General features: G+C 53.5%; 33 protein-coding genes, 1 tRNA gene and 1 riboswitch. Of the genes, 16 read left to right on the forward strand and 18 right to left on the reverse strand.

The features are described from left to right. Window positions 1-5: 5 nt before the first annotated feature. Window positions 6-779, reverse strand: a complete 774-nt coding sequence (locus tag KKD83_07075) for an enoyl-CoA hydratase/isomerase family protein (GenBank protein ID MBU2535909.1) — start codon at window positions 777-779, stop codon at window positions 6-8. A gap of 246 nt (window positions 780-1,025) precedes the next feature. Then, window positions 1,026-1,146: riboswitch (molybdenum cofactor riboswitch) on the forward strand. Between the two features lie 182 nt (window positions 1,147-1,328). Between KKD83_07075 and KKD83_07080 the strand changes: the two genes are divergently transcribed. The 6 genes from KKD83_07080 to KKD83_07105 all read left to right on the forward strand — a co-directional run bounded on the left by KKD83_07080 (window position 1,329) and on the right by KKD83_07105 (window position 4,835). Beyond that, window positions 1,329-2,180: a substrate-binding domain-containing protein gene (locus tag KKD83_07080; protein MBU2535910.1), complete on the forward strand. Its 852-nt coding sequence runs from the start codon at window positions 1,329-1,331 to the stop codon at window positions 2,178-2,180. A 21-nt stretch (window positions 2,181-2,201) separates the two neighbouring features. Continuing rightward, window positions 2,202-2,333 (forward strand): zinc-ribbon domain-containing protein, encoded by a 132-nt coding sequence (locus tag KKD83_07085; GenBank protein ID MBU2535911.1) that lies wholly within the window; start codon window positions 2,202-2,204, stop codon window positions 2,331-2,333. Window positions 2,334-2,344: 11 nt separating this feature from the next. Continuing rightward, window positions 2,345-3,031, forward strand: a complete 687-nt coding sequence (locus KKD83_07090) for an ABC transporter permease (protein MBU2535912.1) — start codon at window positions 2,345-2,347, stop codon at window positions 3,029-3,031. An 8-nt stretch (window positions 3,032-3,039) separates the two neighbouring features. Then, a complete protein-coding gene (locus tag KKD83_07095; GenBank protein ID MBU2535913.1) occupies window positions 3,040-4,113 on the forward strand; it encodes an ABC transporter ATP-binding protein in 1,074 nt (357 codons plus the stop codon). Window positions 4,114-4,149: 36 nt separating this feature from the next. Beyond that, window positions 4,150-4,221, forward strand: a tRNA-Met gene (locus tag KKD83_07100). Window positions 4,222-4,421: 200 nt separating this feature from the next. Beyond that, on the forward strand, window positions 4,422-4,835 hold the full coding sequence (locus tag KKD83_07105) for a hypothetical protein (GenBank protein MBU2535914.1): 414 nt from the start codon (window positions 4,422-4,424) through the stop codon (window positions 4,833-4,835). A 65-nt stretch (window positions 4,836-4,900) separates the two neighbouring features. Here KKD83_07105 and KKD83_07110 read toward each other — a convergent pair whose 3' ends face one another. From KKD83_07110 to KKD83_07130, 5 genes are all read right to left on the reverse strand, one after another. Further along, window positions 4,901-5,230: a nitrous oxide-stimulated promoter family protein gene (locus KKD83_07110; protein MBU2535915.1), complete on the reverse strand. Its 330-nt coding sequence runs from the start codon at window positions 5,228-5,230 to the stop codon at window positions 4,901-4,903. A gap of 32 nt (window positions 5,231-5,262) precedes the next feature. Continuing rightward, window positions 5,263-5,529 carry a TIGR04076 family protein gene (locus tag KKD83_07115; GenBank protein MBU2535916.1) on the reverse strand — a complete coding sequence of 89 codons (267 nt, stop codon included), beginning with the start codon at window positions 5,527-5,529 and terminating at the stop codon, window positions 5,263-5,265. A 280-nt stretch (window positions 5,530-5,809) separates the two neighbouring features. Continuing rightward, window positions 5,810-6,676, reverse strand: a complete 867-nt coding sequence (locus KKD83_07120) for a DUF72 domain-containing protein (protein ID MBU2535917.1) — start codon at window positions 6,674-6,676, stop codon at window positions 5,810-5,812. Window positions 6,677-6,694: 18 nt separating this feature from the next. Beyond that, complete coding sequence (locus KKD83_07125) at window positions 6,695-7,516, reverse strand: class I SAM-dependent methyltransferase (protein ID MBU2535918.1); 822 nt, start codon at window positions 7,514-7,516, stop codon at window positions 6,695-6,697. Window positions 7,517-7,560: 44 nt separating this feature from the next. Beyond that, the gene (locus KKD83_07130; protein ID MBU2535919.1) at window positions 7,561-7,893 is read right to left on the reverse strand and encodes a hypothetical protein; all 333 of its coding nucleotides are present in this window, start codon (window positions 7,891-7,893) and stop codon (window positions 7,561-7,563) included. Between the two features lie 91 nt (window positions 7,894-7,984). Here KKD83_07130 and KKD83_07135 point away from each other — a divergent pair, with 91 nt between their 5' ends. After that, the gene (locus KKD83_07135; protein ID MBU2535920.1) at window positions 7,985-8,212 is read left to right on the forward strand and encodes a hypothetical protein; all 228 of its coding nucleotides are present in this window, start codon (window positions 7,985-7,987) and stop codon (window positions 8,210-8,212) included. Between the two features lie 29 nt (window positions 8,213-8,241). On the opposite strand, the gene KKD83_07140 is transcribed toward KKD83_07135, so the two are convergent. The 11 genes from KKD83_07140 to KKD83_07190 all read right to left on the reverse strand — a co-directional run bounded on the left by KKD83_07140 (window position 8,242) and on the right by KKD83_07190 (window position 16,833). Beyond that, on the reverse strand, window positions 8,242-9,363 hold the full coding sequence (locus KKD83_07140) for a hypothetical protein (protein MBU2535921.1): 1,122 nt from the start codon (window positions 9,361-9,363) through the stop codon (window positions 8,242-8,244). A gap of 19 nt (window positions 9,364-9,382) precedes the next feature. After that, on the reverse strand, window positions 9,383-10,138 hold the full coding sequence (locus tag KKD83_07145; GenBank protein ID MBU2535922.1) for an ABC transporter permease: 756 nt from the start codon (window positions 10,136-10,138) through the stop codon (window positions 9,383-9,385). A 3-nt stretch (window positions 10,139-10,141) separates the two neighbouring features. Continuing rightward, window positions 10,142-11,239, reverse strand: coding sequence for a betaine/proline/choline family ABC transporter ATP-binding protein (locus KKD83_07150; GenBank protein ID MBU2535923.1), 1,098 nt, complete (start codon window positions 11,237-11,239; stop codon window positions 10,142-10,144). Then, a complete protein-coding gene (locus KKD83_07155; protein MBU2535924.1) occupies window positions 11,236-12,420 on the reverse strand; it encodes an ABC transporter permease in 1,185 nt (394 codons plus the stop codon). The genes KKD83_07150 and KKD83_07155 overlap by 4 nt, the downstream gene beginning before the upstream one ends. A gap of 20 nt (window positions 12,421-12,440) precedes the next feature. Further along, a complete protein-coding gene (locus tag KKD83_07160) occupies window positions 12,441-13,358 on the reverse strand; it encodes an ABC transporter substrate-binding protein (protein ID MBU2535925.1) in 918 nt (305 codons plus the stop codon). Window positions 13,359-13,434: 76 nt separating this feature from the next. Next, window positions 13,435-14,484, reverse strand: a complete 1,050-nt coding sequence (gene selD / locus KKD83_07165) for a selenide, water dikinase SelD (GenBank protein MBU2535926.1) — start codon at window positions 14,482-14,484, stop codon at window positions 13,435-13,437. Between the two features lie 75 nt (window positions 14,485-14,559). After that, entirely contained in the window at window positions 14,560-14,709 is a 150-nt protein-coding gene (locus KKD83_07170) for a hypothetical protein (protein ID MBU2535927.1), read from the reverse strand. A gap of 100 nt (window positions 14,710-14,809) precedes the next feature. Continuing rightward, window positions 14,810-15,055, reverse strand: a complete 246-nt coding sequence (locus tag KKD83_07175; GenBank protein MBU2535928.1) for a hypothetical protein — start codon at window positions 15,053-15,055, stop codon at window positions 14,810-14,812. Window positions 15,056-15,075: 20 nt separating this feature from the next. Continuing rightward, window positions 15,076-15,714 carry a hypothetical protein gene (locus tag KKD83_07180; GenBank protein MBU2535929.1) on the reverse strand — a complete coding sequence of 213 codons (639 nt, stop codon included), beginning with the start codon at window positions 15,712-15,714 and terminating at the stop codon, window positions 15,076-15,078. A 52-nt stretch (window positions 15,715-15,766) separates the two neighbouring features. Next, entirely contained in the window at window positions 15,767-16,333 is a 567-nt protein-coding gene (locus KKD83_07185) for a superoxide dismutase (protein MBU2535930.1), read from the reverse strand. A gap of 29 nt (window positions 16,334-16,362) precedes the next feature. Next, entirely contained in the window at window positions 16,363-16,833 is a 471-nt protein-coding gene (locus KKD83_07190; protein MBU2535931.1) for a universal stress protein, read from the reverse strand. Between the two features lie 248 nt (window positions 16,834-17,081). Here KKD83_07190 and KKD83_07195 point away from each other — a divergent pair, with 248 nt between their 5' ends. Both KKD83_07195 and KKD83_07200 read left to right on the forward strand, forming a co-directional pair. Beyond that, window positions 17,082-17,531: a 3'-phosphoesterase gene (locus tag KKD83_07195; protein ID MBU2535932.1), complete on the forward strand. Its 450-nt coding sequence runs from the start codon at window positions 17,082-17,084 to the stop codon at window positions 17,529-17,531. Window positions 17,532-17,565: 34 nt separating this feature from the next. After that, window positions 17,566-18,135 (forward strand): flavodoxin family protein, encoded by a 570-nt coding sequence (locus KKD83_07200; GenBank protein ID MBU2535933.1) that lies wholly within the window; start codon window positions 17,566-17,568, stop codon window positions 18,133-18,135. Here the strand turns inward: KKD83_07200 and KKD83_07205 are convergent. After that, window positions 18,132-20,591 (reverse strand): AAA family ATPase, encoded by a 2,460-nt coding sequence (locus tag KKD83_07205; GenBank protein MBU2535934.1) that lies wholly within the window; start codon window positions 20,589-20,591, stop codon window positions 18,132-18,134. The two genes, KKD83_07200 and KKD83_07205, sit on opposite strands and share 4 nt — an antisense overlap. A 314-nt stretch (window positions 20,592-20,905) precedes the next feature. Here KKD83_07205 and KKD83_07210 point away from each other — a divergent pair, with 314 nt between their 5' ends. The 7 genes from KKD83_07210 to KKD83_07240 are packed head-to-tail and all read left to right on the forward strand — an operon-like array spanning window position 20,906 to window position 23,372. Beyond that, window positions 20,906-21,418 (forward strand): Na+/H+ antiporter subunit E, encoded by a 513-nt coding sequence (locus KKD83_07210; protein MBU2535935.1) that lies wholly within the window; start codon window positions 20,906-20,908, stop codon window positions 21,416-21,418. Further along, a complete protein-coding gene (locus KKD83_07215) occupies window positions 21,418-21,669 on the forward strand; it encodes a cation:proton antiporter (protein MBU2535936.1) in 252 nt (83 codons plus the stop codon). The genes KKD83_07210 and KKD83_07215 overlap by 1 nt, the downstream gene beginning before the upstream one ends. Next, the gene (gene mnhG, locus KKD83_07220; GenBank protein MBU2535937.1) at window positions 21,670-22,038 is read left to right on the forward strand and encodes a monovalent cation/H(+) antiporter subunit G; all 369 of its coding nucleotides are present in this window, start codon (window positions 21,670-21,672) and stop codon (window positions 22,036-22,038) included. It abuts the gene before it with no gap. Beyond that, window positions 22,031-22,276 carry a DUF4040 domain-containing protein gene (locus tag KKD83_07225; GenBank protein ID MBU2535938.1) on the forward strand — a complete coding sequence of 82 codons (246 nt, stop codon included), beginning with the start codon at window positions 22,031-22,033 and terminating at the stop codon, window positions 22,274-22,276. The genes mnhG and KKD83_07225 overlap by 8 nt, the downstream gene beginning before the upstream one ends. A gap of 2 nt (window positions 22,277-22,278) precedes the next feature. Beyond that, window positions 22,279-22,557, forward strand: coding sequence for a hypothetical protein (locus KKD83_07230; GenBank protein ID MBU2535939.1), 279 nt, complete (start codon window positions 22,279-22,281; stop codon window positions 22,555-22,557). After that, window positions 22,558-23,019 (forward strand): sodium:proton antiporter, encoded by a 462-nt coding sequence (locus KKD83_07235; GenBank protein ID MBU2535940.1) that lies wholly within the window; start codon window positions 22,558-22,560, stop codon window positions 23,017-23,019. Beyond that, complete coding sequence (locus KKD83_07240; GenBank protein ID MBU2535941.1) at window positions 23,019-23,372, forward strand: cation:proton antiporter subunit C; 354 nt, start codon at window positions 23,019-23,021, stop codon at window positions 23,370-23,372. Before KKD83_07235 ends, KKD83_07240 begins: the two co-directional genes overlap by 1 nt. The last annotated feature ends 2 nt before the right edge of the window (window positions 23,373-23,374 follow it).

The raw sequence follows: 23,374 nt of genomic DNA on the forward strand, positions 1-23,374 counted from the left end.
CAGTTTTATTTGGCTTTGAAGTCAGGCTTTCTCTTTTCCACGAAGGCGGTCGTCCCTTCGGTGAAATCTTCCGTGCTCATCACGCAGGCTTCCAGCGCGTTTTCCAGTCGCAGGCCGTCTTCAAGCGTGAGGCTGCTGCCTCTGATCATCGCCTCCTTGGCCGCCCGGACCGCCAGAGGTCCGGCTTGGCAGATTGTCTCCGCCCATTCCCGTGCCGTGGGCATCACCGTCTCCGGCGGAACAACCGTGTTGACCAGACCGATGCGGTATGCTTCCTGAGCGTCAATCTGTTTGCCCATAAGCAGAAGTTCGGCGGCCTTACATGGAGGAATCATTCTGGGAAGTCGTTGAGTAGCTCCCCAGCCCGGTATGAGCCCCAGGTTCACTTCGGGCGAGCCAAAACGTGCTTTTTCCGATGCGATGCGTAAATCGCAGGCCAGTGCAATTTCCAGGCCGCCACCCAGTGCCATGCCATTAATGGCAGCGATAAGCGGCTTCCAGAGGTCAAGCCCGCGCATGGGTGTATCCGGCAGCGCCCCTAGGCGCTGTTGTAGGCTTTCCTTCATGAAGGGCAGCATATCTTTGATATCGGCGCCGGCGCAGAACGCGCGGTCCCCGGCACCGGTGATTATGCCCACCCACAGTCCATCGTCATCCCGGAAATCGACCATTGCCTCGTGCAGTTCTCTGAACGCCTGCACATTGATCGAGTTCAAAGCATCGGGGCGGTTGATGGTGAAGATAGCAATTTTGCCTTCTTTCTGATAGTCGATAGCCACCTCAAACCTCCTTGCCTTTATTTGCGGGTAACTTTTGATGCGCAGGTTTATGGTGAGCTGATTGCTGAATCAAAACATTACCTCCCTTCAGGCGAGTGCTTCTCAATATGGAGGCTGTTTTACCTCAAGGGGTTTTTACTTCGTGCCGATTTTAACAGAAGCGGGATGTAGCGTCAAGACTGCATCCATCAACAGTTGTTGCAGTTATTCCTGAGGTTATGCTATAATCACCGCCAGAAAAGAATATAGGTTTTCTTTCTCCGAGCCTGTTCTCCTAAGGGCGTTAGCCTAGGGAGACCGGCCGATAGGGTATCACTGGAAACGGCGGTGCCTCCCGTATTTGGAAAGGAGAGATTATTTTGTTTCTGGAATTATTTTATAGCTTCATCACTCACCCTAAGTTCCCAATTTATCTTTTACTTTCCAGCCTTTTTATCTTATCCGTGCGCCGCCTTAACCTAAGAAACATGCGTGGCAGAATCATTCAGGAGGTGCACAGTTTTGCAGTTAAATTATAAAACGCAGTTTAAAGTAATAAGTATTACTGTTATGCTGTTGATAGTCGCCATCTCAGCAATGGGAGGCGTTGGCTGCGCCAGGTCCAGCGAGGCGGCGCCGCTGCCACCCAAGCAAAGGATAAGGGTGGCGACCACTACCAGTCTCTATGATACCGGCCTCTGGGGATACCTGGAGCCGATGTTCGAGGCGCAGCACGGCGTGGAACTGGACGTCATGTACGCCGGCACCGGCAAGGCGCTGGAGTACGGCCGGAGAGGTGATGTGGACATAGTAGCCGTCCATTCCAGAGCACGTGAAGAGGAATTCATCGCCGAAGGTTACGGGGTGGAGAGGGTGCCCTTTGCCTATAATTATTTCCTCGTTGTAGGGCCGTCCGACGACCCGGCCGGCATCAAGGGTATGAATCCTGAGGAAGCCTTCAAGAAGCTTATGGAGACCGGGAGCGGCAACTTTGTATCACGGGGGGATGATTCCGGCACCCATGCCAAGGAAAAGAGCATCTGGGAAAAAACCGGGTATGAATATGAGGCGGTTCAGCAGGCGGGTGCCTGGTACATCGAGGCGGGGACCGGGATGGGGCCAACGTTGATGATGGCCAGCGAGAAGCAGGCCTATACCCTGACCGATATCGGTACCTATCTGGCCTACAAGGGGAAACTGGACCTTGTGCCCATCGTGGACAAAGGTGACATCCTGCTCAATGTCTATTCCGCGATAGCCGTCAATCCGGAGAAGGTAAAGGGCGTGAAAATCGACATGGCCAATAACCTGGTCGGTTTTCTTACTTCCCCTGAAATACAGGAGCTAATCGGCGAGTACGGCGTTGAGGAGTACGGCATGCAGCTCTTTATTCCCTGCGCCGGCGCCGAACCCACAAATTAAAAATTGCTGTGGAGGGATAAAATGCCACTCATCGCTACGGTAGTAAAATGCAAAAAGTGCGGTTACGAAATCAGGTCGGACTGGAAATTCTGCCCCAGTTGCGGCGATAAAATCATCTGCACAGGCAAATATAAAGCCTGTGCCCAGAAGTAAAATTTGGTCTGATGGTTGAACTGTGGCATGGCCTGATAAAGGCCGTAGAACTGATCGTCACGCTTGATCCGGAGGTGATGGAGATAGCCGGGAGGTCGCTGGGAATCTCGGTGACCTCTGCTCTGCTCGCATCGGCCATCTGCGTGCCTCTGGCGAGCCTCATTCATTTCCACCAGTTCCGTGGTAAAAGGTTCCTGATAAGCCTGACTCAGACGTTCTTCAGCGTACCCACGGTGGCGGTGGGACTCTTTGTCTTCGTTATGTTTTCCCGGGCGGGGCCGCTGGGTGGACTTGGCCTGATGTTCACACCAACGGTCATGGTGCTGGGGCAGATGCTCCTCATCACGCCGATATTGCTCGGCCTGACCGTTTCCGCGCTCAGCGGTGTGGACCGGAGCATAATCGATACGGCACGGTCGCTGGGCGCCAGCGGTTTTCAGACGGCGATTGCGGTAACGAGAGAGGCCAGGTTCGCCGTTATGGCGGCTATCATCATGGGCTTCGGCCGGGCTATCTCCGAGGTGGGCATAGCCCTCATGGTGGGGGGCAATATCCGTGGTTTCACGCGGGTAATCACCACGGCTATCTCCCTGGAAACATCCAAAGGTGACCTGGAACTGTCGATTGCGCTGGGCATTATCCTGATTTCGATTGCCCTTATCATCAACGTCATCCTGAATCGAGTGCAGCAGAGATAACCATGGCTTTGATTGAGATAATAAATCTAAGTCAGCGATACGGCGAGCAGGATATCTTGAAGAATATCAATCTCAGTATCGAACAGGGGGAGGTTTTTGCCCTGATTGGACCTACCGGCGCCGGTAAAACGACGCTTTTACGCCTGATAGACCTGATAGATGAACCAACGTCCGGTAAAATAAACTTCGACGGTGTTAATACCGCTGCACCGGCCGCGGTGCGACTCGGCATGCGCCGACGGATGGCGTTTGTCCTCCAGAAGCCGGTGGTCTTCAACCTGAGTGTTTACGATAACATCGCCTATGCACTGAGGTGGCGGGGAGTCAAGGGAAGCAAGCTCAAAGAAAAGGTAAATCGGATTATTGATGTCGTTGGCCTTTCTGATTACCGTAACCGGAATGCTCGTAATCTTTCCGGTGGAGAGGTGCAGCGCGTGGCCATCGCCAGAGCGATTGCCATTGAACCGGAGGTTCTGTTGATGGATGAGCCAACGGCCAATCTCGACCCGCTTTCCGCAGCTCGAATCGAGGAACTTATCAGCAGCATTATCCGGCGGTTTGCCACCACCATCATCATGGCGACGCACGACCTGTCTCAGGGGCAGCGCCTTGCCGACCGGATAGGAGTGCTGATGAATGGGGAGCTCCTGCAAATTGGAAGCTCAAAGGACGTTTTCACCTCGCCGCGCAATAAGGAGGTGGCCGAGTTTGTCGGTGTGGAAAACATCATCGATGGCGTAATCGCGTCCAGCGAAGACAGGGTTGTCACCATCGAAAGCGGGGGAAAGTCCATCGAAGCGATTTCCGACCATTCGATTGGCGAAGGCGTGTGTGCCTGTATCCGGCCGGAGGATATCACGCTGGCTCTTTCCAGAATTTCCAGCAGTGCCCGGAACTCATTTGAAGGGGAGATTACTTGGCTGGTGAATATGGGGCCGCTGACCCGTGTTGAGCTCCAATGCGGATTTCCTCTGGTGGCAATGGTGACCAAAAGGTCGGCCGAGGAGATGGGCTTAACCAAGGGGAAAAAGGTTTACGCTGCCTTCAAAGCCACCGGTGTCCACGTTATCAGGAGAAATTGACATTTAAATTATATTGATGCTATATTCTACTCTGTTGGCAGCGTAGCTCAGAGGAAGAGCAGGGGACTCATAAGCCCTTGGTCGGCGGTTCGAATCCACCCGCTGCCAGTTAGTTTATTCTATTCAAATTCGTTCTTGGATAATGCCGTAAGTATTGTTGTGATTTCAGCTCATTATAATGCATGTGATGCCAGTAACATATACCCGTATCTCTGTTGATTCTCCACTCTCATGTTTCGCGATTGCATTTCACAGGCCGCAGGATTATTATTCATTATAAGACGATATTCCGGATAGGAGGGGAAAATATGATTGAGCGTGTTCATGAACATATCATTACCGAACTACAGCAAAATGCTCGTACCGACACCATCTTTATACTCGCCGCGATTCTCCTGAACCTTTTGGCTCTGGGCGTAAACTCAGCCGTGGCGCAAGGTTCAGACAAAGATGCTACTGCCTGGATTGTGTTCTTTACCTTTTTCTGCCTTGTCATCGCGGTCAATTTTGTTGTAGAGGTAGGACTATTAAAAGGAAAACAAACCAGAATCAAATTGATAAACGGACTGCTGAAGATGTACAAAGACCAGGGGGTCGAAGGATACTATGATGAGTCTCTGTTAAGTAATTACGCACTGAGATACAACCTCTTTCTTTTCGTGGTGGTATTCACGGGACTGATAGCACTCATCGTACCGCTGGTACTGATTATAGGAATTTAGACGAAACAAATAAACATGACACTGGTTCGAATCCACCCGCTGCCATGTCTATTTAACCTCAGTTCCTATTTGTGTGCGGGATGAACCGGTTCTTTTCTCGCTCCATCAATGAAGTGGAATAATGCCAGAATAGGATGTCTATAAGTCATACGGGGGCCTGAATGCCTCATTACGACTCTAACCTTTTCTCTCATAGCCGGCTTATAACAGTGTACGGGACACTTAACGCATGTCGTTTTACCCTCTTGGAACGGGCACTTATTAAGACGCTCCAGTGCATAGTCTAAAAGCTCTCCACATTCGGAGCACAGCTTGCTACCCCGGTGATGACTACGACAGTACATATCAATCATCACCTTGATGGTTTTGCCTTCTCTGGACATTCTACGTTGCATATCAGTCGTGCTGGTGATTAAGGTGAGGGATATTACTTCCGCAATCTGGTTAGTTCAAAGACTACCGGATTCTCGGCATCCGGGCAAGCGATTGTGGCAACGTCAGGGTTATTTTCCCAGGGGAAAGACCCGCCAAACTTCAATACTCGAATATTAGAAAAGAGAGAATCAAAGGCAGAAAGACAGATACCCTCAGGGGTCTTGTCGCCGATAACCCACTCATCGCCTACTTTATGGCCACTGCCACAGAGACCTTGTTGAGATATTACCTTTACCAAGACATCGTAACCTTCGGTCATCCAGGCCTCCTTTTGCTCTTGATGCTGCCAGTTGTGTTAACTAACTGCATAACCACTGGCTAGCCTATTAAATTCATTACCCAGTGTTTGATAAGGTTAATGCAGAAATCAGCATAATCGATGCTTTTCTGATAAATGGAGTAAACCTGAAAGCCCCCGTCTGTGAATATTGTAGTAAGTATTATGGCGATTGCAGCCCAGGCAAATGCCTGGGACATCGTTATCCTTGATTTAAGAGAAAGAAATTTCATGGTTCTGAACCATTATATCAGTATTACTACTACTCCTCATCAGGCAGCCTTTCCGGAACTGGGAGTTCCTGAACCGGCAGTTTCAACTCCTTCTTCATATCAGCAGCATTGCGCGGCGCATAGCCACGCCAGTGATTGTTGAAGAAGGCAAAGGTGAGCCTGGCCTGCTCAAAGGCAGGCCTCATTTTATCTGCCAGCTCCTTTATCTCTTCCGGAGAATACAGGTATTTATAACGCGTCTCGCTATCACCGGTCCACCAGGCTTCCTTGTTGCGACCATGAAAGCGGAAATAGGCCATGTCAGCCGTCGGTGGAATATCGGCGGCGATGGAGGACGGGAACTTCGGCTCGTCAATCTGCACCCAGGCGACATTATGTTCCCTGAGCAGTTCAGCGGTGTGCGCATCATCGCTCCAGCTTCGGTGTCGTAGCTCAACGGCAAGCCGGTACTGCCCGAACGTCCGTATCACGGCCGAGAGCATCTGCTGGCCGTAACGGCCATTCTTGAAGCTCGGTGGGAACTGGGCCAGCAGCGCCCCGAGTTTCCCCGCTTTATAGAGCGGCTCCAGACTGTGGTTGAACAGGTCGACGTCACTCTGCGATATCACCGCTGCCTCGCCGGTGGCTGCCTCGTACATTTTGGGATGGGTGAATTTCTGCCATAATTTCACCGCGAAGAGGAAATCCCGCGGCGTACGGCGTACCCAGTTATAAACGTAGCCCGGATTCGGCGGGCGGTAGAAAGAGCTGTTTATCTCCACTGTGTTGAAGAACTGGCTGTAATATTCAAGTTCATTGGTGGTGCCGGCAGGGTAGAAGTAGCCAGCCCAGGTGCCGGCGCCTCTGGGATAAGACCAGCCCGACGTGCCGATATAGATAGCGCCTTTTTCAGCCATACTGGTAAAAACCTCTTTTCATTCAGGACGACGGGATACGACCAGAAGCATCGGTGATTGCAGGATGTTGGCTTCTGCGGATAGAGATGCAACTTTTACTTGGTGAAATCCAGTGGCAAATCCGGGGTAAGTAGCTTTAAACTGCCAGCCGGTGTTGTTGAAAAGCGTGATAAGCTCAGGCAGGCTCCAGATACGGTGGTCAAGCTCGATTATCTTCTCCAGTTCAAAAGTCAGCTCTCCGGTTTGTTTTAGATAGAGCCAGGTATTGTGATTCCGCGATTTCTCGGTATCAAATCTTCTTTCCTCGAGAACAATCCAGTCGTTATTTCGTGAAAACCCCTTTTCCTCATAGTTCTGGAGGAACCAGTCCTTGTTCACAATATCCAGGGCGAAGAAGCCGCCAGGCTTCACCAGTTTGAGGCAGTCGCGCAGTATGTTCTCGTTGGTTTTGTCATCATAGAAGCCGAATGAAGTCCAGAGGCAGATAATGCCATCAAACGGCGGCTCATCGGGGAGGCTGGAAGCAATCTGACGCATGTCCGCCACCTTGAATTTCGCCCGGTCGGACAGCTTCTCCTCCTGGGCTTTACTGGCTGCGATTTGGATATAGTGGGACGAGATATCGGTGCCCAGAACCTGGATGCCACGCTGCGCCAGCGCCATGGAGTGACGTCCGATGCCGCAGTTCAGGTCGAGGACGCGTTCCGGCTGGAATCCCTGTTCTTTCAGGTAGTGGAGAAGGGCATCGGTTTCCTTCGGCGCCTGCGCGAGGCGCTCCTCGAAGGCGCCGACAAACAGCTCGGGATGCTCTTCAAAGAGCTCTTCCGTCCAGTGTGTCATCGCGGAAAACCTGTCGGCTTTGAATGGTATCTAGCGCGGCGGTATCAGAGATGTCGCCATTTGGAGAGCATCAGTTTCTCATCGTTGAGAAAAAATTTGCCTTCTTCGGTAATATCAACCACATCGGCCCTGATGAGGAATTGCAGGGCATTCTGGCTGTAATCACGTCGGGTGAACATCCTCCGGAATATGGACTTCGGTTTCAGCTCCAGCTCTTCGACGGTCATGGCATTATTTGCGCCGACGGCGTTCTTCTGTCGGAACGTCCTGATTACTCTGGGGACAGAGCGCATTATCAGCCAGTAGGGCAGGAAGAGGACCGATAAAATGAACAGTATAACAATGATTATAATGAACAGTATGCCTTGCGTATCCATAATCAAATCACCTCAATCCAGTGCTTACCTGTATAGAGCCAGAGAGCAAACCTCTTATATTGTACTACATCCGCTTTGTTTTTTATTACTTTTGCCAGTTGCTCACCAGCGGGATGAGGAAGGCAACACAACCGGCGAAAAAGACGATGCTGCCACCGAGACCAAGCAGGTTGTTGTCGGTAAGACTCTGCGCGATGAAGAATACGGCGCAGACGATAAACAGAAGCCAGCCGGCAAGGTGATAACGCTTCTCCGTTTTACTGATAGCAGCTACCTCCTGTCATGTAAATGCTGCGTTCGCCGTATCATTATAACATAATTGATTTTTTATCTGGTTGCCGTCTCTTGCTATTTCAGGTAGCCAATCCTGAACGGTTGGGGTGCGGCGAGCTCGGGTCGTCCGCAGAGCGGCGGGGTAATGTTGCGGCAGGTAACGTGGCAGTTGGCCGTGCACCCATCGATGGCCTGGAATCGGCCGTCTACCTGCTTGCGGGCGAAAGGCAATATGAAACGCTCGCAGTGAGGCAGGCCAAACGAGTCGGACTCAGCGGCACTGAGTTCCTGGCAGGTGGCGTAAGTCATCCCGGTTTCTTCTACCAGCGCTCGGAGTCGGTTGTGCAGTGCCAGACGAATATCCCTCCGCAGCAGGTATCCCTGGCTGGTACCGCCGCGCTCATAGCAGTATTCCCGTTCAAAGCATCGGGCTGCTTCAGGTGATTGGCGATGAACCACGTCCCGGATACGCTGCCACAGGCTTATGCCATCCGGGCTGGCTGACTTTTTGGACAGCCGGCCGGTGCTGCAGACGATGTGCTTGGCTCCGGTTCCGGCAAAGGTGCCAACAAGCTCTTCAATTTTCTGGAACCAGGCGTTGCCGTACAGTGCCTGGAAAAGGTGGATGAAGATGGGGTCGAAGCGAATAAGGGTATCGATGCCAAGAGCGGAAAGCTGGCGCACCGATGCCAGTCGCTGTTCCAGCGGAGGAGCCGCCGGCGAAAGCAGGTGCAGGATGTCGGCGGTGCCTTCAACGGTGATGGCGATGAATTTTGGCCGGTAGCTGATAAAGCCGGGCAGGTCCAGGAGAAAGCCCGGGTCACCCTTGGTGGTGATGGCAAAGCCGACGCCATAGTCCATCAACAACTGTATTAATCTCTTCACCTCGGCCCTGAGCTCCGGGATGGGCTGGCAGGGGTCGGAAACGTTGGAGATGGAGATGGGCGGGCAGAGGTTTATACGCTTTAAGTCTCTGGCCACGAGTTCCGGCAGGTTGCGATAAATGAGCGTTTCGGCTGCGTAGTTCGAGTAGATGGCCTCACGGGCATAGCAGTACAGGCAGTGGTGCACGCAGTGGGCCGGGCCGGGTGGGGTAACGTTGATAATCCAGAAGTGTGGGCACTTCCGGGCGGGGGTGCAATACGGGTAGTCGTGCAGCGTGGAGCCTTTTTTGTCGATGAGCTTTATCCCTGGCATTATTCAAATTATACACCAGTCAGGGCCTGGCTTCCTCAGGGATGTAGGCGAAGCTACCTTCTATATTGGCCAGAAGCTGGTCGGCGAGGACGGCCAGGATGGCCGCCGGCACGGCGCCTTCGATGATGTAGGCGAGGTTGTCCTGCACCAGTCCGGCAATTATCGGCGAGCCGAGCCCACCGGCCCCGATTGCCGCTCCAATCATGGCCGTGCCGATATTGATGATAACGCTGATACGCACGCCGGCCAGAATGACCCGTGCCGCCAGCGGAATCTCGATGCGAAAGAGCGCCCGCAGCCGGCTCATCCCCATACCATAGGCGGCATCGAGCACGTCAGGGGGCACGGAGCGCAGGCCGGCAATGGTGTTACGCACCACGGGAAGTAGACCGTAGAGAAACAATGCAACCACCGTCGGCAGCAGGCCAAAGCCGAGCATGGGTACGGCCAGGGCCAGAACCGCCACCGGGGGAAACGTCTGGCCGAATGAGGTGAGGTCGGTGATGATGGGCAGGAAATCGCGACCGCTGGGACGGGTTACCCATATGCCGAGCGGTACGCCGATGAGTATGGTCAGGCTGCTGGAGATGCCGACCAGCCCTAGGTGTTCCACGACCAGAGTTAGCAGTCCAGCGCGGGGGTGAAGTACCTGCGATTCCTGCGGGAACAGGTGCCTGAGGGATGCTTCCCATATCCCCATGTTGGCGATGAGGGCAACGAAGGCCGCGCTCGATATCGCCAGGATAATCCAGCGCCATGTCTGTCGGTTGCGCATGGGTTATTCCTCCGCCTCGGCGGTTGCCGCCTCGACATCGCTCATGGTTAACTCGCCAATGAGGTGCATATTATCATCGACCACGGGAATGCTCTTAAATCCCTGTCCCAGCATGCGGGAGAGGGCCTCACGTAACGTGGCGCTGCTCAGGAGGGAGATATCTTTAGTATCCTGGATAACAACGGCTTGCTTTACCGAAGTGACTTCCGACAGGCTGGCCCGGTCTATCCAGCCGATTAATCGACCATTTTTATCAACCACCCAGGCCGACCTTCCGCTACCGATAACGGTCTCCGCTTCTTTGGTGGAAGCGCTTAGCGCCACCGAAGCCGCCGGCCTGATGAAGCGTTCCACGCTGATGCGGGAGAGCCGTTTGAGAGCACGGTCCGTGCCGACGAAGTCGTGGACAAACTTGTTGGCTGGCTTAGAAAGTATCGTCTCCGGCGTGTCGTACTGTACCAGCTTTCCCGCCGCCATGATGGCGATACGGTCGGCCAGTCTGATAGCTTCATCGAGGTCGTGGGTGACCAGGATGACCGTTTTTTTCAGCTCCTGCTGGATGGCCACGAACTGGGCCTGCAGTCTTTCCCGGGTCAGCGGGTCGACGGCGCCGAAAGGCTCATCCATGAGCAGTATCGGCGGGTCGGCGGCCAGGGCACGGGCCACGCCAATCCGCTGTGCTTCGCCGCCGGAAAGCTGATTTGGATATTTGCCAGCATACTCGGCAGGTGAGAGCCCGACGAGCGTCAGCAGCTCTTCGACCCGATTGGCAATGCGTGGCTTATTCCAGTGCAGCAGCTCCGGCACGGTGGCGATATTGGCGGCCACGGTGAGGTGGGGAAAGAGCCCCACGCTCTGGATGGCATAGCCGATGGACCGACGCAGTTGCTCCGGTTTAACCTGACCGGCGTCCTTTCCATTGACCAGAATGCGACCGGCGGTCGGCTCGATGAGGCGGTTTATCATCCGCAGGGTGGTCGTCTTGCCGCAGCCCGACGGACCGATAAGGACACATACCTCACCCTCGTTCACCTCAAGGGAGAGGCCGTTGACGGCGACTGTCTCACCGTATTTTTTGGTAACTTGCTCCAGTTTTATCATGATGCTCCCGCTGCCAGTCCTTTCGGGGTGCTGACCCGGACCACCGTCCGCATCACCGCATCCACGACCAGCGCGAGGACGATTATGGGGATGGCGCCGAGTATGATGAGGTCGGGAGCGGCCTGCCCCAGCCCCTGAAAGACGAACCAGCCCAGCCCCCCCGCGCCGATGAGCGCCGCCACCGCGGTCAATCCCACCGCCTGCACCGAGGCGGTTCTGACCCCTTCCAGTACAAGCGGGGCAGCGAGGGGAACTTCAAGTCGACGGAAGACCTGGGGTCGGCTCATCCCCATGCCCAGACCGGCATCGATTACCGCCGGGTCAAGCTGGCGCAGGCCAACAAAGGTGTTCCTGACGATGGGCAGCAGCGAATAGATAATAAGGGCAATGAGCGCCGGTGCCACACCCACGCCTCGAATGCCGAATTCACGCAGCGCGGGGAAAGCAAAAGACAGGGCGGAAAGCGGCGCGATGAGCAGGCCGAAAAGGGCGAGGCTGGGTATGGTCTGGGTGATGTTGGCGAAGTAGATAATCGGTTTCTCGGCACGGCGACTCCGCGCCGCCCAGATGCCCAGCGGGATGCCGATGAGCGTGCCCGCCGTTACGCTGCCACCGAAGAGCAGAATATGTTTGACCACCTCCTGCTGGAACCGTGACTCGCGACCGAGAAACTCCTGAACCACGGATATGTTGTTCAGCCATCCGGTAAGCAAAAGAGTTACCACAGCGGCCAGTCCGGCCCAGGAGATAACATTCTGCCAGACTCTATCGTTCTGCAGGTTCTGGCGGGCGGCAAATATCAGAACATAGACGGCGGCCATGGTAATCCAGACACCGGTGCTCAGTGAAACGCGGGCAAACGCCGTACTGGTTGCGGTAAGCCTGGTTGCTTCCAGCCCGGCGAAGATGAAGGTCAGGATAAGGATCACATTGGCGGTAATGCCGGCGGTGATAGAGCGCCACTTATTTCTTTCCGTAAGGCTGAGAGCCAGACAGACAAGCCATAGTATAATAATGACCGCCACCACACTCCAGCCAAAAACCTCCCAGAGCGGCAGGCTCGTTCCGGCGGCAAGTCGGCTGGTCTTGAGCGTCAGCCAGCCAAAGGGAAGTGAAAAGAGGCCGATGATGGACCCGGTAACGGCCACGCTGTTACGGGTGACCCATTGCCGAATCATCATTCTTCATATCCTCAAAGGCGTTATTTCAGGAAACCATTGGCGACGAGGTAGTCGCGGGCCACATCAACGGCGCCCTGTCCCTCAAAGGCGATCTTGGCATTCAGGGCCTGCAGCGTCTCCAGGTCAAGGGTTTGGAATACCGGGTTGAGAATGGACTCAATCTCCGGGTGCTTTTCCAGGACTTCGTCGCGGATAATCGGTGCCGGCTCATAGACGGGCTGGACATTTTGGGGGTCGCTCAGGACAACCAGACCGAGCGCTGCCAGTGAACCATCGGTGCCGTAAGCCATGGCGGCGTTAACGCCATCCGTCCCCTCAGCCGCCGCCTTTTCTGTCTGCGCCGTGTTGCCGCCGGAGAGCGTTAAGAGCTGGTCTTCTTTAAGGGTGAAACCATAGGCCTCCTGGAAGGCGGGGAGGGCAACGGGACTGGTGACAAACTCCTCTGAGCCGACCAGCTTGACGTAACCGCCACGGTTTACATAATCAGCAAAGTCCTCCAGGCTGCGGATGCCTTCCTTCTCAGCAAGTTCCCCCGGTATGGCGATGGCCCAGGTGTTGTTGGCCGGTGCTGATTTGAGCCAGACGATGCCGTACGCCTCGAAGTCGAGCTGCTTCACCCGTTCCCAGCCCTTCTGGGCATCATTCCAGACATCCGATTCCGTCTCATCGAAGAAGAAAGCGCCGTTGCCGGTGTATTCGGGGTAGATGTCAATCTCGCCGCTCTGAATCGCCTTGCGCACCACCTGCGTTGGCCCGGTCCCTGACTTATCGACGACGTCAAACCCGTTATCCTGCATCAGTAAAATAATCATTTGGGACAGCAAGGCACCTTCGGTATCTATCTTTGAACCCACGACAATACCTTTGCCGCCACAGCCGGTTACCACAAGCACCAGCAGCACTATCGCAATACCCGCCAGGAGTAAAACTCTTTTCATCACTCGACCCCCTTAACAAAGGAATTACAATGCACCATTTAATCAGGATAAGCTGTTTTTGTCAATTAACAGCGGTTTAATCTACGATTATTTTTCCCTTCGGTTCGGCAAGGACTTCACCAACCAGAGCCGCTTCCTCAATACCTTCCTGATGCATTCTTTCCAGCAGCTTCCGGGCTTTCTCGGGTGCCACTGATATAAGCAGCCCTCCTGACGTCTGAGGGTCAAAAAGGATATCGGCCATATAATCCGGGACGGACCTCTCCATGGAGACCATACTGGCGCGGAATTCGCGATTGCGGTGCAGCCCACCGGGAGTCAGGTCCTTTTCGGCATACTCTCTGGCTTCAGCGAAGAAAGGCACCGCTGCGGAATGGATTACCATGCCAACGTCGCTGCCCTCAATCATTTCGCAGGCGTGGCCGAGAAATCCGAAACCGGTGACATCAGTGCCGGCATGAACACCTGTCTCCTGCATCAGTTCGGCCGCTTTTCGATTGAGTGTGGTCATACTCTTCACGATTTTGGCTTCCGCACCGGCACTCGCTACACCGCCTTTTATTGCGGTGCTGATAATGCCAGTGCCCAGCGGTTTGGTCAAAATCAGTTTGTCGCCAACCTGGGCACCGGTATTGAAAACCACTTTTGCCGGGTGGATGACGCCGGTAACGGAAAGTCCGTACTTCAGTTCGGCGTCTTCAACGGTATGGCCGCCCACCAAAATGGCACCCGCCTCGTGCACTTTTTCCAGTCCGCCGGCCAGAATCTCTTTCAGGACAGATATGTCCATGGTCTTTATCGGGAAACAGACGATATTCATGGCGGTAAGCGGTCGGCCACCCATGGCGTACACGTCGCTCAGCGCATTGGCCGCAGCCACCTGCCCGAATGAATATGGGTCATCCACGATAGGCGTGAAAAAGTCCAGCGTCTGGATAACCGCCAGGTCGTCGGTCAGCTTGTACACGCCAGCGTCTTCGGCTCTCTCCATGCCCGCGATCAAGTTGGGATGAGAGACTAAAGGAAGATCGGCTAATGCCTTGTTGAGGTCTCCCGGACCTATTTTACAAGCTCAACCCGCGCCATGAACGGTCTCGGTGAGGCGTGGTCGCGTCTCATCACCCATCCATTTCCTCCCTAATCATTACATCAAGTAATATTATAGACGCTGAGCAGCCTCACCTCAACCCGCTGGACAATTTTATTTCTTCTCTTCTTCTACAATTTCACAGCAGCCACACTCGCACTGTCCACCCGTAGCACAGGGCTTACAGCAGTAAAGAACACCCTCTTTTGCGTGGCCCTCGCCGGTAATGGCGCAGCCGCAAGCCGGACAAATTTGCTCTGTCATCTGGGCACCTCCTCTTTTTTATCTATCTATCATACGCCTGTTGCTGACATCCGGTCAGCGACTTTTGTCTCACCCCACATGGCGACTGTTTCCGGGGGTTTTAGCCGGGCCAGCCGAAGAAAATTAAAGCGAGGACCGCGTGCACCATCACGGAAGGCCAGAACACCTTCCAGAGGTGACAGTGCCATTTGTAGAAGCTTTTGTATAGCCGGCGCTGCATCAGGGCAGCGCCTATCTTTGAACCCGGCAGGCAACGGCAGGAGAAGAAAATGAGCAGGCCTGTTAACAGGTTCACAATGCCGAGAAGAAATATAACCCGTGGAGCAATGTCATAGAAAGATTCCATAGCTACCTCCGTTGTACAGGTTAGCGCGGCGGAAGGTCGATTTCACCGTAGCCGCGGTTGGAGTGCTTCAGGCTAAAATCATCGCGAGAACCGAAAGACCAGATTATCTGATTTTTACCGCTGGATAGCTCCTGGTCATACTGGTCCCCAGTGGCCAGTGCCCGTTTGAATTCGATGGTGGTGTAGCCATCCGCTTCCGCACCCCCGTACTCAATGATGTCATCGGTGCCGCCCAGCTCGGTGTCAGGGGGGTGGGGACCGAAATTGCCGGTGCTGTACAGGTCGAGAACGGTGACCTCTCCATCCTCAACGTAGCCGAAGACCATATCGGCGTCCTTCATTTTGCTCCCGGGCTGGACCGCCATGGCCACCCAGCCGCTGGTCTTAGCCCTCATGCCAATATATATATACTGCTGGTCACTGTTCCAGAAAAGTTCGTGAGCCCCATTCGCATGAGACGCCTCACTCAGGTACTCACCGCTGCCGATTACGCCATCAGGTTTCCACTCCTCCGATGGTTCTTGATGTGTGGCTGGGCTTTGTGCTGGTGCTGGCTCGAGTGCCGATTCCCGACAGGATATGCCGAAGATGGACAATGCCAGTAATAACAGCGCAAGGGAGGCCACGTACAGATGCTTCATCAGAGCACGCTTATTCATAAAACTGCCTCATCGTAGCATTGCCATGTATGAGCCATAATGCCAGAAAGCATCAGCTGAGCCTTTTTTCAACGATTTCCCAGTTTATGTTCTTGAAAAAGGCAGCGATGTAGTCGGCACGTTTCAATCCGTAATCGGTCATGAAGGCATGCTCGAAAACGTCCATGACGAGAATGGGCTTGCAGCCGGCGAGGTGACCAACCTCGTGCTCATTTATCCACTGGTTGAAAAGCTGGCCGGTAACATTGTCCTGGTATAGAATCGCCCAGCCGATACCGCGCATTGAGCCGGTGGCCTTGAAATCCTGCTCCCAGGCTTCATAGCTGCCAAACGCCTCCTCCAGCTTCTTGGTCACCGCTTCCGGTATGGTCGTCGGACAGATAAAGTTCTCGAAATAGTATTCATGCAGCCTCATACCGTTGAACTCAAAGCCAAAACGTCGCTTCAGCTCTGCATATTCCGGATTCGTAGCATCCTTCGCCTTGCTGTTCAGCAGTTCCATCAGCTTGTTGGTGTTGTTGACATATCCCTGATACAAAGTGAAATGGTTTTTCAGCAGCGTTTCGCTGAAACCTTCGATGCCTATGAGATAGCTGTAGTCCTTTGCCTGATAGGCCATAGTACATCCCTCCTTATAGTATTTTTAAATCAAGAGCGTGGTGCGCATCCGGGAGAGCGCACCATCAGAACCGGTACGTGTGCCGAGCGAAGCAATCGGTCGGCCACGCTTCCCCAGACCCATCGGCTTACTCCGGAGCGACCATGTGTGGCCACGATAATGAAGTCGATATCATTCTTGCCAGCATATTCGGCCAGCTGCTCCGCTGCCCTTCCGACCAGAACCTCTTTTTGGATGGCGACCTTTCCGTAGTCAAGTCCGCTCACCAGCTGTTCAAGATAGCTCTCCGCAACCGCTTTGCTTTTGACATCCACCTGTTTCATTTCCTCTTCGGTGAGCCAGCCCGTTTCCCCGCGAACCGGCATCATACTGAGTGGCTCCACGACGCGAACGAAGACGACCGTCTGCACTCCCTTGGCCTCGGCTATGGTCTGGACGTGCGCCAGCACACATTCCGCCAGCTCAGAGCCGTCCATTGGTACCATTATTTTCTTATACATCTGTTCATCTCCCTTTCCGTTTTCAGAATAGCTAAAGTTTGTTAAACTACTTCACCGATTTTATTTATTATAGGCTGTCATAAGATGGCCTTCTGTGATTTATATCACATTGCAGACATTTATTTATTGTGGCAATATAATATGCCTGTACCCTTCGCATGTCAAGAGGTCACTTTACTTGACTGGCAGAAAAGCTGGCACTATAATATCACTCACCATTGGCGTCGCCACTCGGTTGCGAGGGAAACATGGGACTTGATGAGTACTGTCAGAAGCGAAAATTCGACAAAACGCCGGAGCCAGCGGGTGAGGTGGATAGTGAAGAGGGGAATCGCTTCGTGGTGCAGAAGCACCAGGCAAGCCATCTGCACTACGATTTCCGCCTGGAGATTGAAGGCGTGCTGAAAAGCTGGGCGGTGCCCAGGGGTGTGCCGGACGCGCCCGGCGTAAGGCGTCTGGCTGTGCAGACGGAAGACCATCCTGTGGAGTACATAGACTTCGCCGGGACCATACCGGAAGGTGAGTATGGTGGCGGCACAGTCGAGATATGGGACAGTGGTACGTTCCGGCTGGATAGAAAATCCCCCAAAGAACTTGAATTCGACCTGCAGGGACAAAAGCTATCCGGGGCCTACGTGCTCATTCACACCGACGGTAGAAACTGGCTCCTCATCAAGCGAAAGGAAAAGCCCCAGTAATATATATTAAAATATATAAGGAAGGGAAAGAACTTTGAAAGTCCTGGGAATAATGGGCAGCCCGAGGGTAAAAGGCAATACCGACCTGCTTCTGGAAGAAGCTTTGAGAGGGGCACAGAAGGGGCAGGCCGAGGTAGAAAAGCTCGTTGTGGACAAGATGAAGATAACGCCCTGTCGCGAGTATTACGGCTGTCTCAAGGATGGCAACTGCGTCATCCGCGACGATATGGACATTATTATCCCCAAGCTTCTGGAGGCTGACGGCATCATCGTGGCGTCGCCCATGTTCTTCTATGGAGTTACCGCGCAGTTGAAAGCGCTCATCGACCGCTGCCAGGCGCTGTGGGTGAGAAGGAACGTGCTGAAAACTCTGCCTGACTCTACGAAGAAGGGTGTGTTCATCGGTGTGGGGGCGACGAAGGGAAAACAGTTATTTGAGGGCTCAATACTTACCATAAAATACTTCTTCCAGGCCTTCGGCGTGGAGTATAGCGATGAGCTGCTGGTTCGGGGGGTGGACAAAAGGGGTGAGATAAAAGAACACCCTGATATGCTGAAAGAGGCGTTTACGCTGGGCGAGAGGTTGGCTCAATATATCGGTTAACGTGCTGGCTTCTTTTTCTCCCTTTCCTCATTGGATAGGCCGTAGAATTTCTTTAGCTTATCCGCCATTTCCTTCAAGGTATCGGCCACTTTGCGATTGATAGTGCCCGCCGGGTATTTGCCGTTCTTCCCCCGCTTGCCCGCCGCCACGCCGGTGAGGACCTCAATGCCCTCGTCAACCGTGCTGACGGCATAGATATGGAACTTTCCTTCCTTTACTGCCTCTGTCACCTCGGGACGCAGCATCAGGTTTCTCAGGTTGGCCCTGGGTATTACCACTCCCTGGTCGCCATTTATTCCCTTGGCACGGCAGACCTGGTAAAACCCCTCGATTTTTTGGTTGACCCCGCCAATGGGCTGGACTTCACCCTTCTGGTTCACCGAGCCGGTCACGGCGATGTTCTGCTTGAGCGGTATGTCCGAAAGACTGGAAAGCAGAGCGTAGAGTTCGGTGGATGAGGCGCTGTCTCCCTCCACGCCCTCGTAGGACTGCTCGAAGCACAGGCTTGCCGAAAGAGATAGAGGGTGCTCCTGGGCGTACCTCCAGCCCAGATAGCCGCTCAGGATGAGGACACCCTTGTCGTGGATGCGACCGCTGAGCTGGGATTCCCGCTCGATATTGATGACGCCGCTGCGGCCGAGGAAAGTCTTGCAGGTAATGCGGGAGGGCTTGCCAAAGGTAACGTCCCCCAGACTGTAGATAGCCAGGCCGTTCACCTGGCCGACCACTTCGCCGGTGGTATCGATGAAGATGGTGCCGCGCTCGATAAGCTCGCTGATGCGCTCATCGGGCAGGTTATGGCGGAAGCGCCGCTCCTCCGTTGCTTTTTCCACATGCCCGGCGCTGACCAGCGATGCTCCATCACGCCGCGCCCAGAACTCCGCCTCCTCCACCAGCTCTTTTATCCAGGAAAAACGGGAAGACAGCTTCTCCTGGTCGCCAACCACGCGCGCCGCGTACTCCACCACCTTGGCCACGCCGGCGCGGTCGAAATGGTGCAGCTCGCACTCCTCACAGTAGCCGGCGATGAAGGCGGCAAAGGCCTTGAGGTTCGGGTTCGTTTTGTCGAGCTGGAAATCGAAGTCGGCTTTTACCTTGAATATCTCCCAGAAGTCCTCGTCGTACATGGAGAGGAGCTGGTAGAGCATGCCATCACCGATGAGGATTACTTTGACGTTGGTCGGCATCGGCTGTGGCTTCAACCCCTGCGGAGCGATGAGGCCAAACTGCTCAAAAGGGTCTTCAATGCGGACTTCTTTGGTTCTGATGGCGCGTTTCAAAGCCGGCCAGACGGCAGGATTGGTCAAGACATCATTGGCACTGAGCAGCAGGTAGCCGCCGTTGGCCAGCTGCAGCGCTCCCGGCTTCAACATGGTATGGTCGCTGAGGTAACCGCCAAAGAGGAAGCGACGCTCGATTTTGCCAAACAGGTTGGCGTAGTTTGGGTTTGGCTCCGTTATCACGGGCGGCCCCTCGGTGGCGCTGTTATCGACAAATATATTCACCTGGAAAGGCAAAAAAGGCTCTCGGCCGCCCATCATCTGGCTCGGGGTGATGCCAAGCATCGGTGATGGCTGCGGCTCTTCCCTTTCCTTGAACATATCCAGGTTATCCAGGGTGAAAGACTTGAGGTCATTGAGGTACTGCATGATTTTTTCCGAGCCCTTGTAGGCATTGAGCAGGTCCCGGAAAAGGCGGGAGATGGTGAAATCGGCGACCGTTTTATCCGTGTTCTGTAGCTTTTCCACGGTCTGGCTTTCAACTTCACGTATTTTCTCAAAGGTGGCACGCACTCTCTTGAGCAGCTCGTTTCGTCTCTTCTCTATTCCCTTGCGCACCGACCTGTCCAGTGCCAGATAATCGGCCTGGGAAACGGCCTTGCCGTCAACCACCGGAAACAGCGCCGGTCCCACCGAAGTCATCTGCAACTGAAAGCCCTGTCGCTGTGCTTCCTCGGCGGTTTCTTCAAGGAGCTTCTGCTGCCTGGTCTGGCTTTCCTCCACCGCCTTTTTTCTCTCCGAGGTGTACTCCTCGCCGGAGAAAGCCTTGGCCAGTTCCTCTTTGAGTTTTTGCAGCAGGTTTTTTATCTGGTCGCGAAAAGGCTTCCCCTTTCCCTGCGGCAGGCTTATAATCTGTGGCCGGTCGGGGTCGGCGAAGTTATAAAGGTAGCACCAGTCTTCAAGCTGGCGTTTCTCCTCCACTTTTTTTCTTTCCACCAGCCGCTGGATGTAGGTTTTCACCACGGTGGTCTTGCCGGTACCGGTCAGGCCGGCAACATAGATATTGTAGCCCTCACGGTCCATGGAAAGGCCAAACTCAATGGCACGTATCGCGCGGTCCTGACCAACGAACTCGCGCAGCGGAGCCAGGTTCTTGGTGTGATCGAATTCAAAGATATTCGGGTCGCATTCCCAGCGCAATTTACTGACTGGAACTTCATATTTCTTGATATCCATGCTTTCCCCCGGTCTGATGCCTGTTTGCAAGACGTTTGACACTATTGTTATACCACTAGTTATAGGCTTATTCAAGGAGGAATGCCAGCGAAATTTTATCCTTAAATGCTTCCGTCATTCTGCTCGTTTTGATTATACAAAATACCTGAAATTCATAAATTTTTTGATTTGTTTTAAAATAAATTTTACAGTAATATTGACAAGAATATGACGCATCTGGTATTCTATTCGATAATTGTGTGCCCGAAGCATAATTAGCTTGCTCAAACCGTTACCGTAACTTAGCCGGATAATTTTTTTAAATATAGTTCGGTATGAGATTTTTAATAACAGCGGTTGTTGCCTATTTACTGTACCTAATTCTAACTATCGGTTCCGGCAATTTACTTCTTTGGAATAGAGCAGAGTTAATCATCGGGGCAATCTTTGCCCTGGCGGTTGCCGCTCTGGTCAAGAACAGATACCTCAAGAAAAGCCTGCGCATGCTCAATCCAGCCAGGTGGTTTATCTGGCTCATTTATCTGTTCCCCTTTTTCTTTGCCATGGCGCAGGCAAATATTGACGTTGCCTATCGTGTTCTCACCGGCAGGATAAATCCGGGCATCGTGAAAATCTCCCCCAATTTGAAAAACGACATGGCGCTCACCATCCTGGCCAATTCCATCACCCTGACGCCGGGGACTTTGAGCGTTGACGTGGACGAGGAAACCAACGACCTGTACGTGCACTGGATAAACGTGCAACCCGATGTACTCAAGGAGATGCCCAGAGACTACCATCCGATTTGTAACAATTTCCCCGACTGGGCAAGGAGGATAGCGGGATAATGTGGCTTCCGGTAACAATCGTGGTGGCAGTCTGCGTTCTAGTGTGCGTTGCCAGGGTATTCATCGGGCCGGGAGCGCCAACCCGCCTTGTTGCCTTTGACACCACCAATACGCTGGTTGTTGCCCTTCTGGTGGTCCTGGCAATAATGTTCAATCAGGTCGTCTTTGTTGATGTCGCCATTGTCTATGCGGTGCTCTCGTTTATAATGACGCTTTACATGGCCAGATTCATCGAAGGAAAGAAGTTTTAAATGGGTGCATTGAATGTAATAACCTATATATTTATTGTGATTGGCCTGTTCTTTAACGTGGTCGGTGTCTTCGGGCTGCACCGATTTCCCGACGTGTACACCAGACTGCACGCCGCCACGAAGTGCACCACATTTGGCTCGATATTCCTTATTCTGGCTGTTATCGTACAGTCAGCCGGCATCTGGGCAATGGAAGGAACTTACTCATCCCAGTCCATTCTCTCCATACACGCCGTAATTGCGCTTGTTATTCTGCTCGTTACCAACGCGACGGGTGCGCATGCGATTGCTCGGGCAGCGCATCGCAGCGGCGAAAAGCCCGCCAGAGCCGTTGTTGATGACCTTGAAGGGAAGGAAATTAATGATTGAAGCCGCCGTCCTGCATATCATAACGCCGCTGGCCATAGTTATCTGCGCCATATTTGTGGCCATATTCCGGGACCTTCTGTATGCCACAATAGCACTGGCGATGATGAGTCTTCTCATGGCAGTAGAGTTTTATCTGCTGCGTGCCCCTGACGTGGCTATTGCTGAAGCTGGCATTGGCGCGGCGGTAACGACGGCTATCTTTATTATTGCCATCAGGGCAACGAAGCGTATGGAGTAACGATGAGACAGGTTTTTGCTTGGTTTGTTTTGATAACACTGGTGGCGTTCCTCATCACCGGGGCGCTGCTCATGCATCCGTTTGGCTACCCGCCTTCCGATATGGATGATTATATGATTGCCAATTCTCAGGCGGAAACGGCAAACAACAATGTAGTGGCGGCAGTGCTGTTTGATTACCGAGGTCTGGACACGCTGGGAGAGGCTACGGTGCTCTTCACGGCAGTGACCGGGGTGTTAATGCTCTTCCGGGCTTTGAAAAGGAAGGAGAACAAACTGTAGATGCTGTCTAAAATCGTGCGCACCATATCGAACCAGCTGATACTGTTTATATTGATATTTGGACTGTATATTATCATGCACGGGCATGTCACGCCGGGCGGAGGCTTCCAGGGTGGTGCCGTCGTCGCTTCCGGTGTGGTAATGCTAATCGCGGCGTTTGGCTCCAGCGAGATTAAAAAATCGCTTCGCGAGAGCCATCTCTCTGTGGTGGAAAGCAGCGGCGCACTGATATTTATCGGCATGGCCTTTGCCGGTATGGGCACCATCTTCTTCTACAATTTCCTGGTTGGCACCCCCGTGTTCGGCGGTATTCCTCCCACCGGCCCCAATCCGGGTAACGTATGGACGGGAGGAGTCATTCCGCTGATGAACTTCGGTGTCGGGCTGAAGGTTATGGCTGGACTATCGGCGATTGTTCTCGCCATGGCGCTATTTTCCAGCGGGGAGGAGATGGAAGAATGATGCAGTATATTCCTTTTAATATCCCATTTGTTGCCGCAGCGCTCCTGGTGGGTGTGGCTCTGTTCATTTTTCTGTTCAAGCGGAATCTTATAAAAATCGTGATGGGTGTCGCCATTTTAAGCTCCGGGGTCAACCTGTTTCTGATAGCTCTGGGGTACCGGGCGGGGGGCGTTGCTCCCATCTATACGGCTACACCGGAGGGCGTTATGGTGCTGCCCGTGCCGCAGGCACTGACCCTGACCAACATCGTCATCACGGTTTCCGTGATTGCACTGATGCTGACCATGGTGATGTATATCTACCGCCACATGGGAGATATTGACGCCAAAAAATCGAGATTGCTGAAAGGGTAGAG

Source organism: Chloroflexota bacterium (assembly GCA_018829775.1).
Classification (GTDB): Bacteria; Chloroflexota; Dehalococcoidia; order Dehalococcoidales; family RBG-16-60-22; genus E44-bin89.

Coding starts and splice junctions, on each gene's coding strand:
- KKD83_07080 (MBU2535910.1), top strand. CDS start 1,329: ATGCTGTTGATAGTCGCCATCTCAGCAATGGGAGGCGTTGGCTGCGCC.
- KKD83_07085 (MBU2535911.1), top strand. CDS start 2,202: ATGCCACTCATCGCTACGGTAGTAAAATGCAAAAAGTGCGGTTACGAA.
- KKD83_07090 (MBU2535912.1), top strand. CDS start 2,345: ATGGTTGAACTGTGGCATGGCCTGATAAAGGCCGTAGAACTGATCGTC.
- KKD83_07105 (MBU2535914.1), top strand. CDS start 4,422: ATGATTGAGCGTGTTCATGAACATATCATTACCGAACTACAGCAAAAT.
- KKD83_07110 (MBU2535915.1), bottom strand. CDS start 5,230: ATGCAACGTAGAATGTCCAGAGAAGGCAAAACCATCAAGGTGATGATT.
- KKD83_07115 (MBU2535916.1), bottom strand. CDS start 5,529: ATGACCGAAGGTTACGATGTCTTGGTAAAGGTAATATCTCAACAAGGT.
- KKD83_07120 (MBU2535917.1), bottom strand. CDS start 6,676: ATGGCTGAAAAAGGCGCTATCTATATCGGCACGTCGGGCTGGTCTTAT.
- KKD83_07125 (MBU2535918.1), bottom strand. CDS start 7,516: ATGACACACTGGACGGAAGAGCTCTTTGAAGAGCATCCCGAGCTGTTT.
- KKD83_07130 (MBU2535919.1), bottom strand. CDS start 7,893: ATGGATACGCAAGGCATACTGTTCATTATAATCATTGTTATACTGTTC.
- KKD83_07140 (MBU2535921.1), bottom strand. CDS start 9,363: ATGCCAGGGATAAAGCTCATCGACAAAAAAGGCTCCACGCTGCACGAC.
- KKD83_07145 (MBU2535922.1), bottom strand. CDS start 10,138: ATGCGCAACCGACAGACATGGCGCTGGATTATCCTGGCGATATCGAGC.
- KKD83_07150 (MBU2535923.1), bottom strand. CDS start 11,239: ATGATAAAACTGGAGCAAGTTACCAAAAAATACGGTGAGACAGTCGCC.
- KKD83_07155 (MBU2535924.1), bottom strand. CDS start 12,420: ATGATGATTCGGCAATGGGTCACCCGTAACAGCGTGGCCGTTACCGGG.
- KKD83_07160 (MBU2535925.1), bottom strand. CDS start 13,358: ATGAAAAGAGTTTTACTCCTGGCGGGTATTGCGATAGTGCTGCTGGTG.
- KKD83_07170 (MBU2535927.1), bottom strand. CDS start 14,709: ATGACAGAGCAAATTTGTCCGGCTTGCGGCTGCGCCATTACCGGCGAG.
- KKD83_07175 (MBU2535928.1), bottom strand. CDS start 15,055: ATGGAATCTTTCTATGACATTGCTCCACGGGTTATATTTCTTCTCGGC.
- KKD83_07180 (MBU2535929.1), bottom strand. CDS start 15,714: ATGAATAAGCGTGCTCTGATGAAGCATCTGTACGTGGCCTCCCTTGCG.
- KKD83_07185 (MBU2535930.1), bottom strand. CDS start 16,333: ATGGCCTATCAGGCAAAGGACTACAGCTATCTCATAGGCATCGAAGGT.
- KKD83_07190 (MBU2535931.1), bottom strand. CDS start 16,833: ATGTATAAGAAAATAATGGTACCAATGGACGGCTCTGAGCTGGCGGAA.
- KKD83_07195 (MBU2535932.1), top strand. CDS start 17,082: ATGGGACTTGATGAGTACTGTCAGAAGCGAAAATTCGACAAAACGCCG.
- KKD83_07205 (MBU2535934.1), bottom strand. CDS start 20,591: ATGGATATCAAGAAATATGAAGTTCCAGTCAGTAAATTGCGCTGGGAA.
- KKD83_07210 (MBU2535935.1), top strand. CDS start 20,906: ATGAGATTTTTAATAACAGCGGTTGTTGCCTATTTACTGTACCTAATT.
- KKD83_07215 (MBU2535936.1), top strand. CDS start 21,418: ATGTGGCTTCCGGTAACAATCGTGGTGGCAGTCTGCGTTCTAGTGTGC.
- mnhG (MBU2535937.1), top strand. CDS start 21,670: ATGGGTGCATTGAATGTAATAACCTATATATTTATTGTGATTGGCCTG.
- KKD83_07225 (MBU2535938.1), top strand. CDS start 22,031: ATGATTGAAGCCGCCGTCCTGCATATCATAACGCCGCTGGCCATAGTT.
- KKD83_07230 (MBU2535939.1), top strand. CDS start 22,279: ATGAGACAGGTTTTTGCTTGGTTTGTTTTGATAACACTGGTGGCGTTC.
- KKD83_07235 (MBU2535940.1), top strand. CDS start 22,558: ATGCTGTCTAAAATCGTGCGCACCATATCGAACCAGCTGATACTGTTT.
- KKD83_07240 (MBU2535941.1), top strand. CDS start 23,019: ATGCAGTATATTCCTTTTAATATCCCATTTGTTGCCGCAGCGCTCCTG.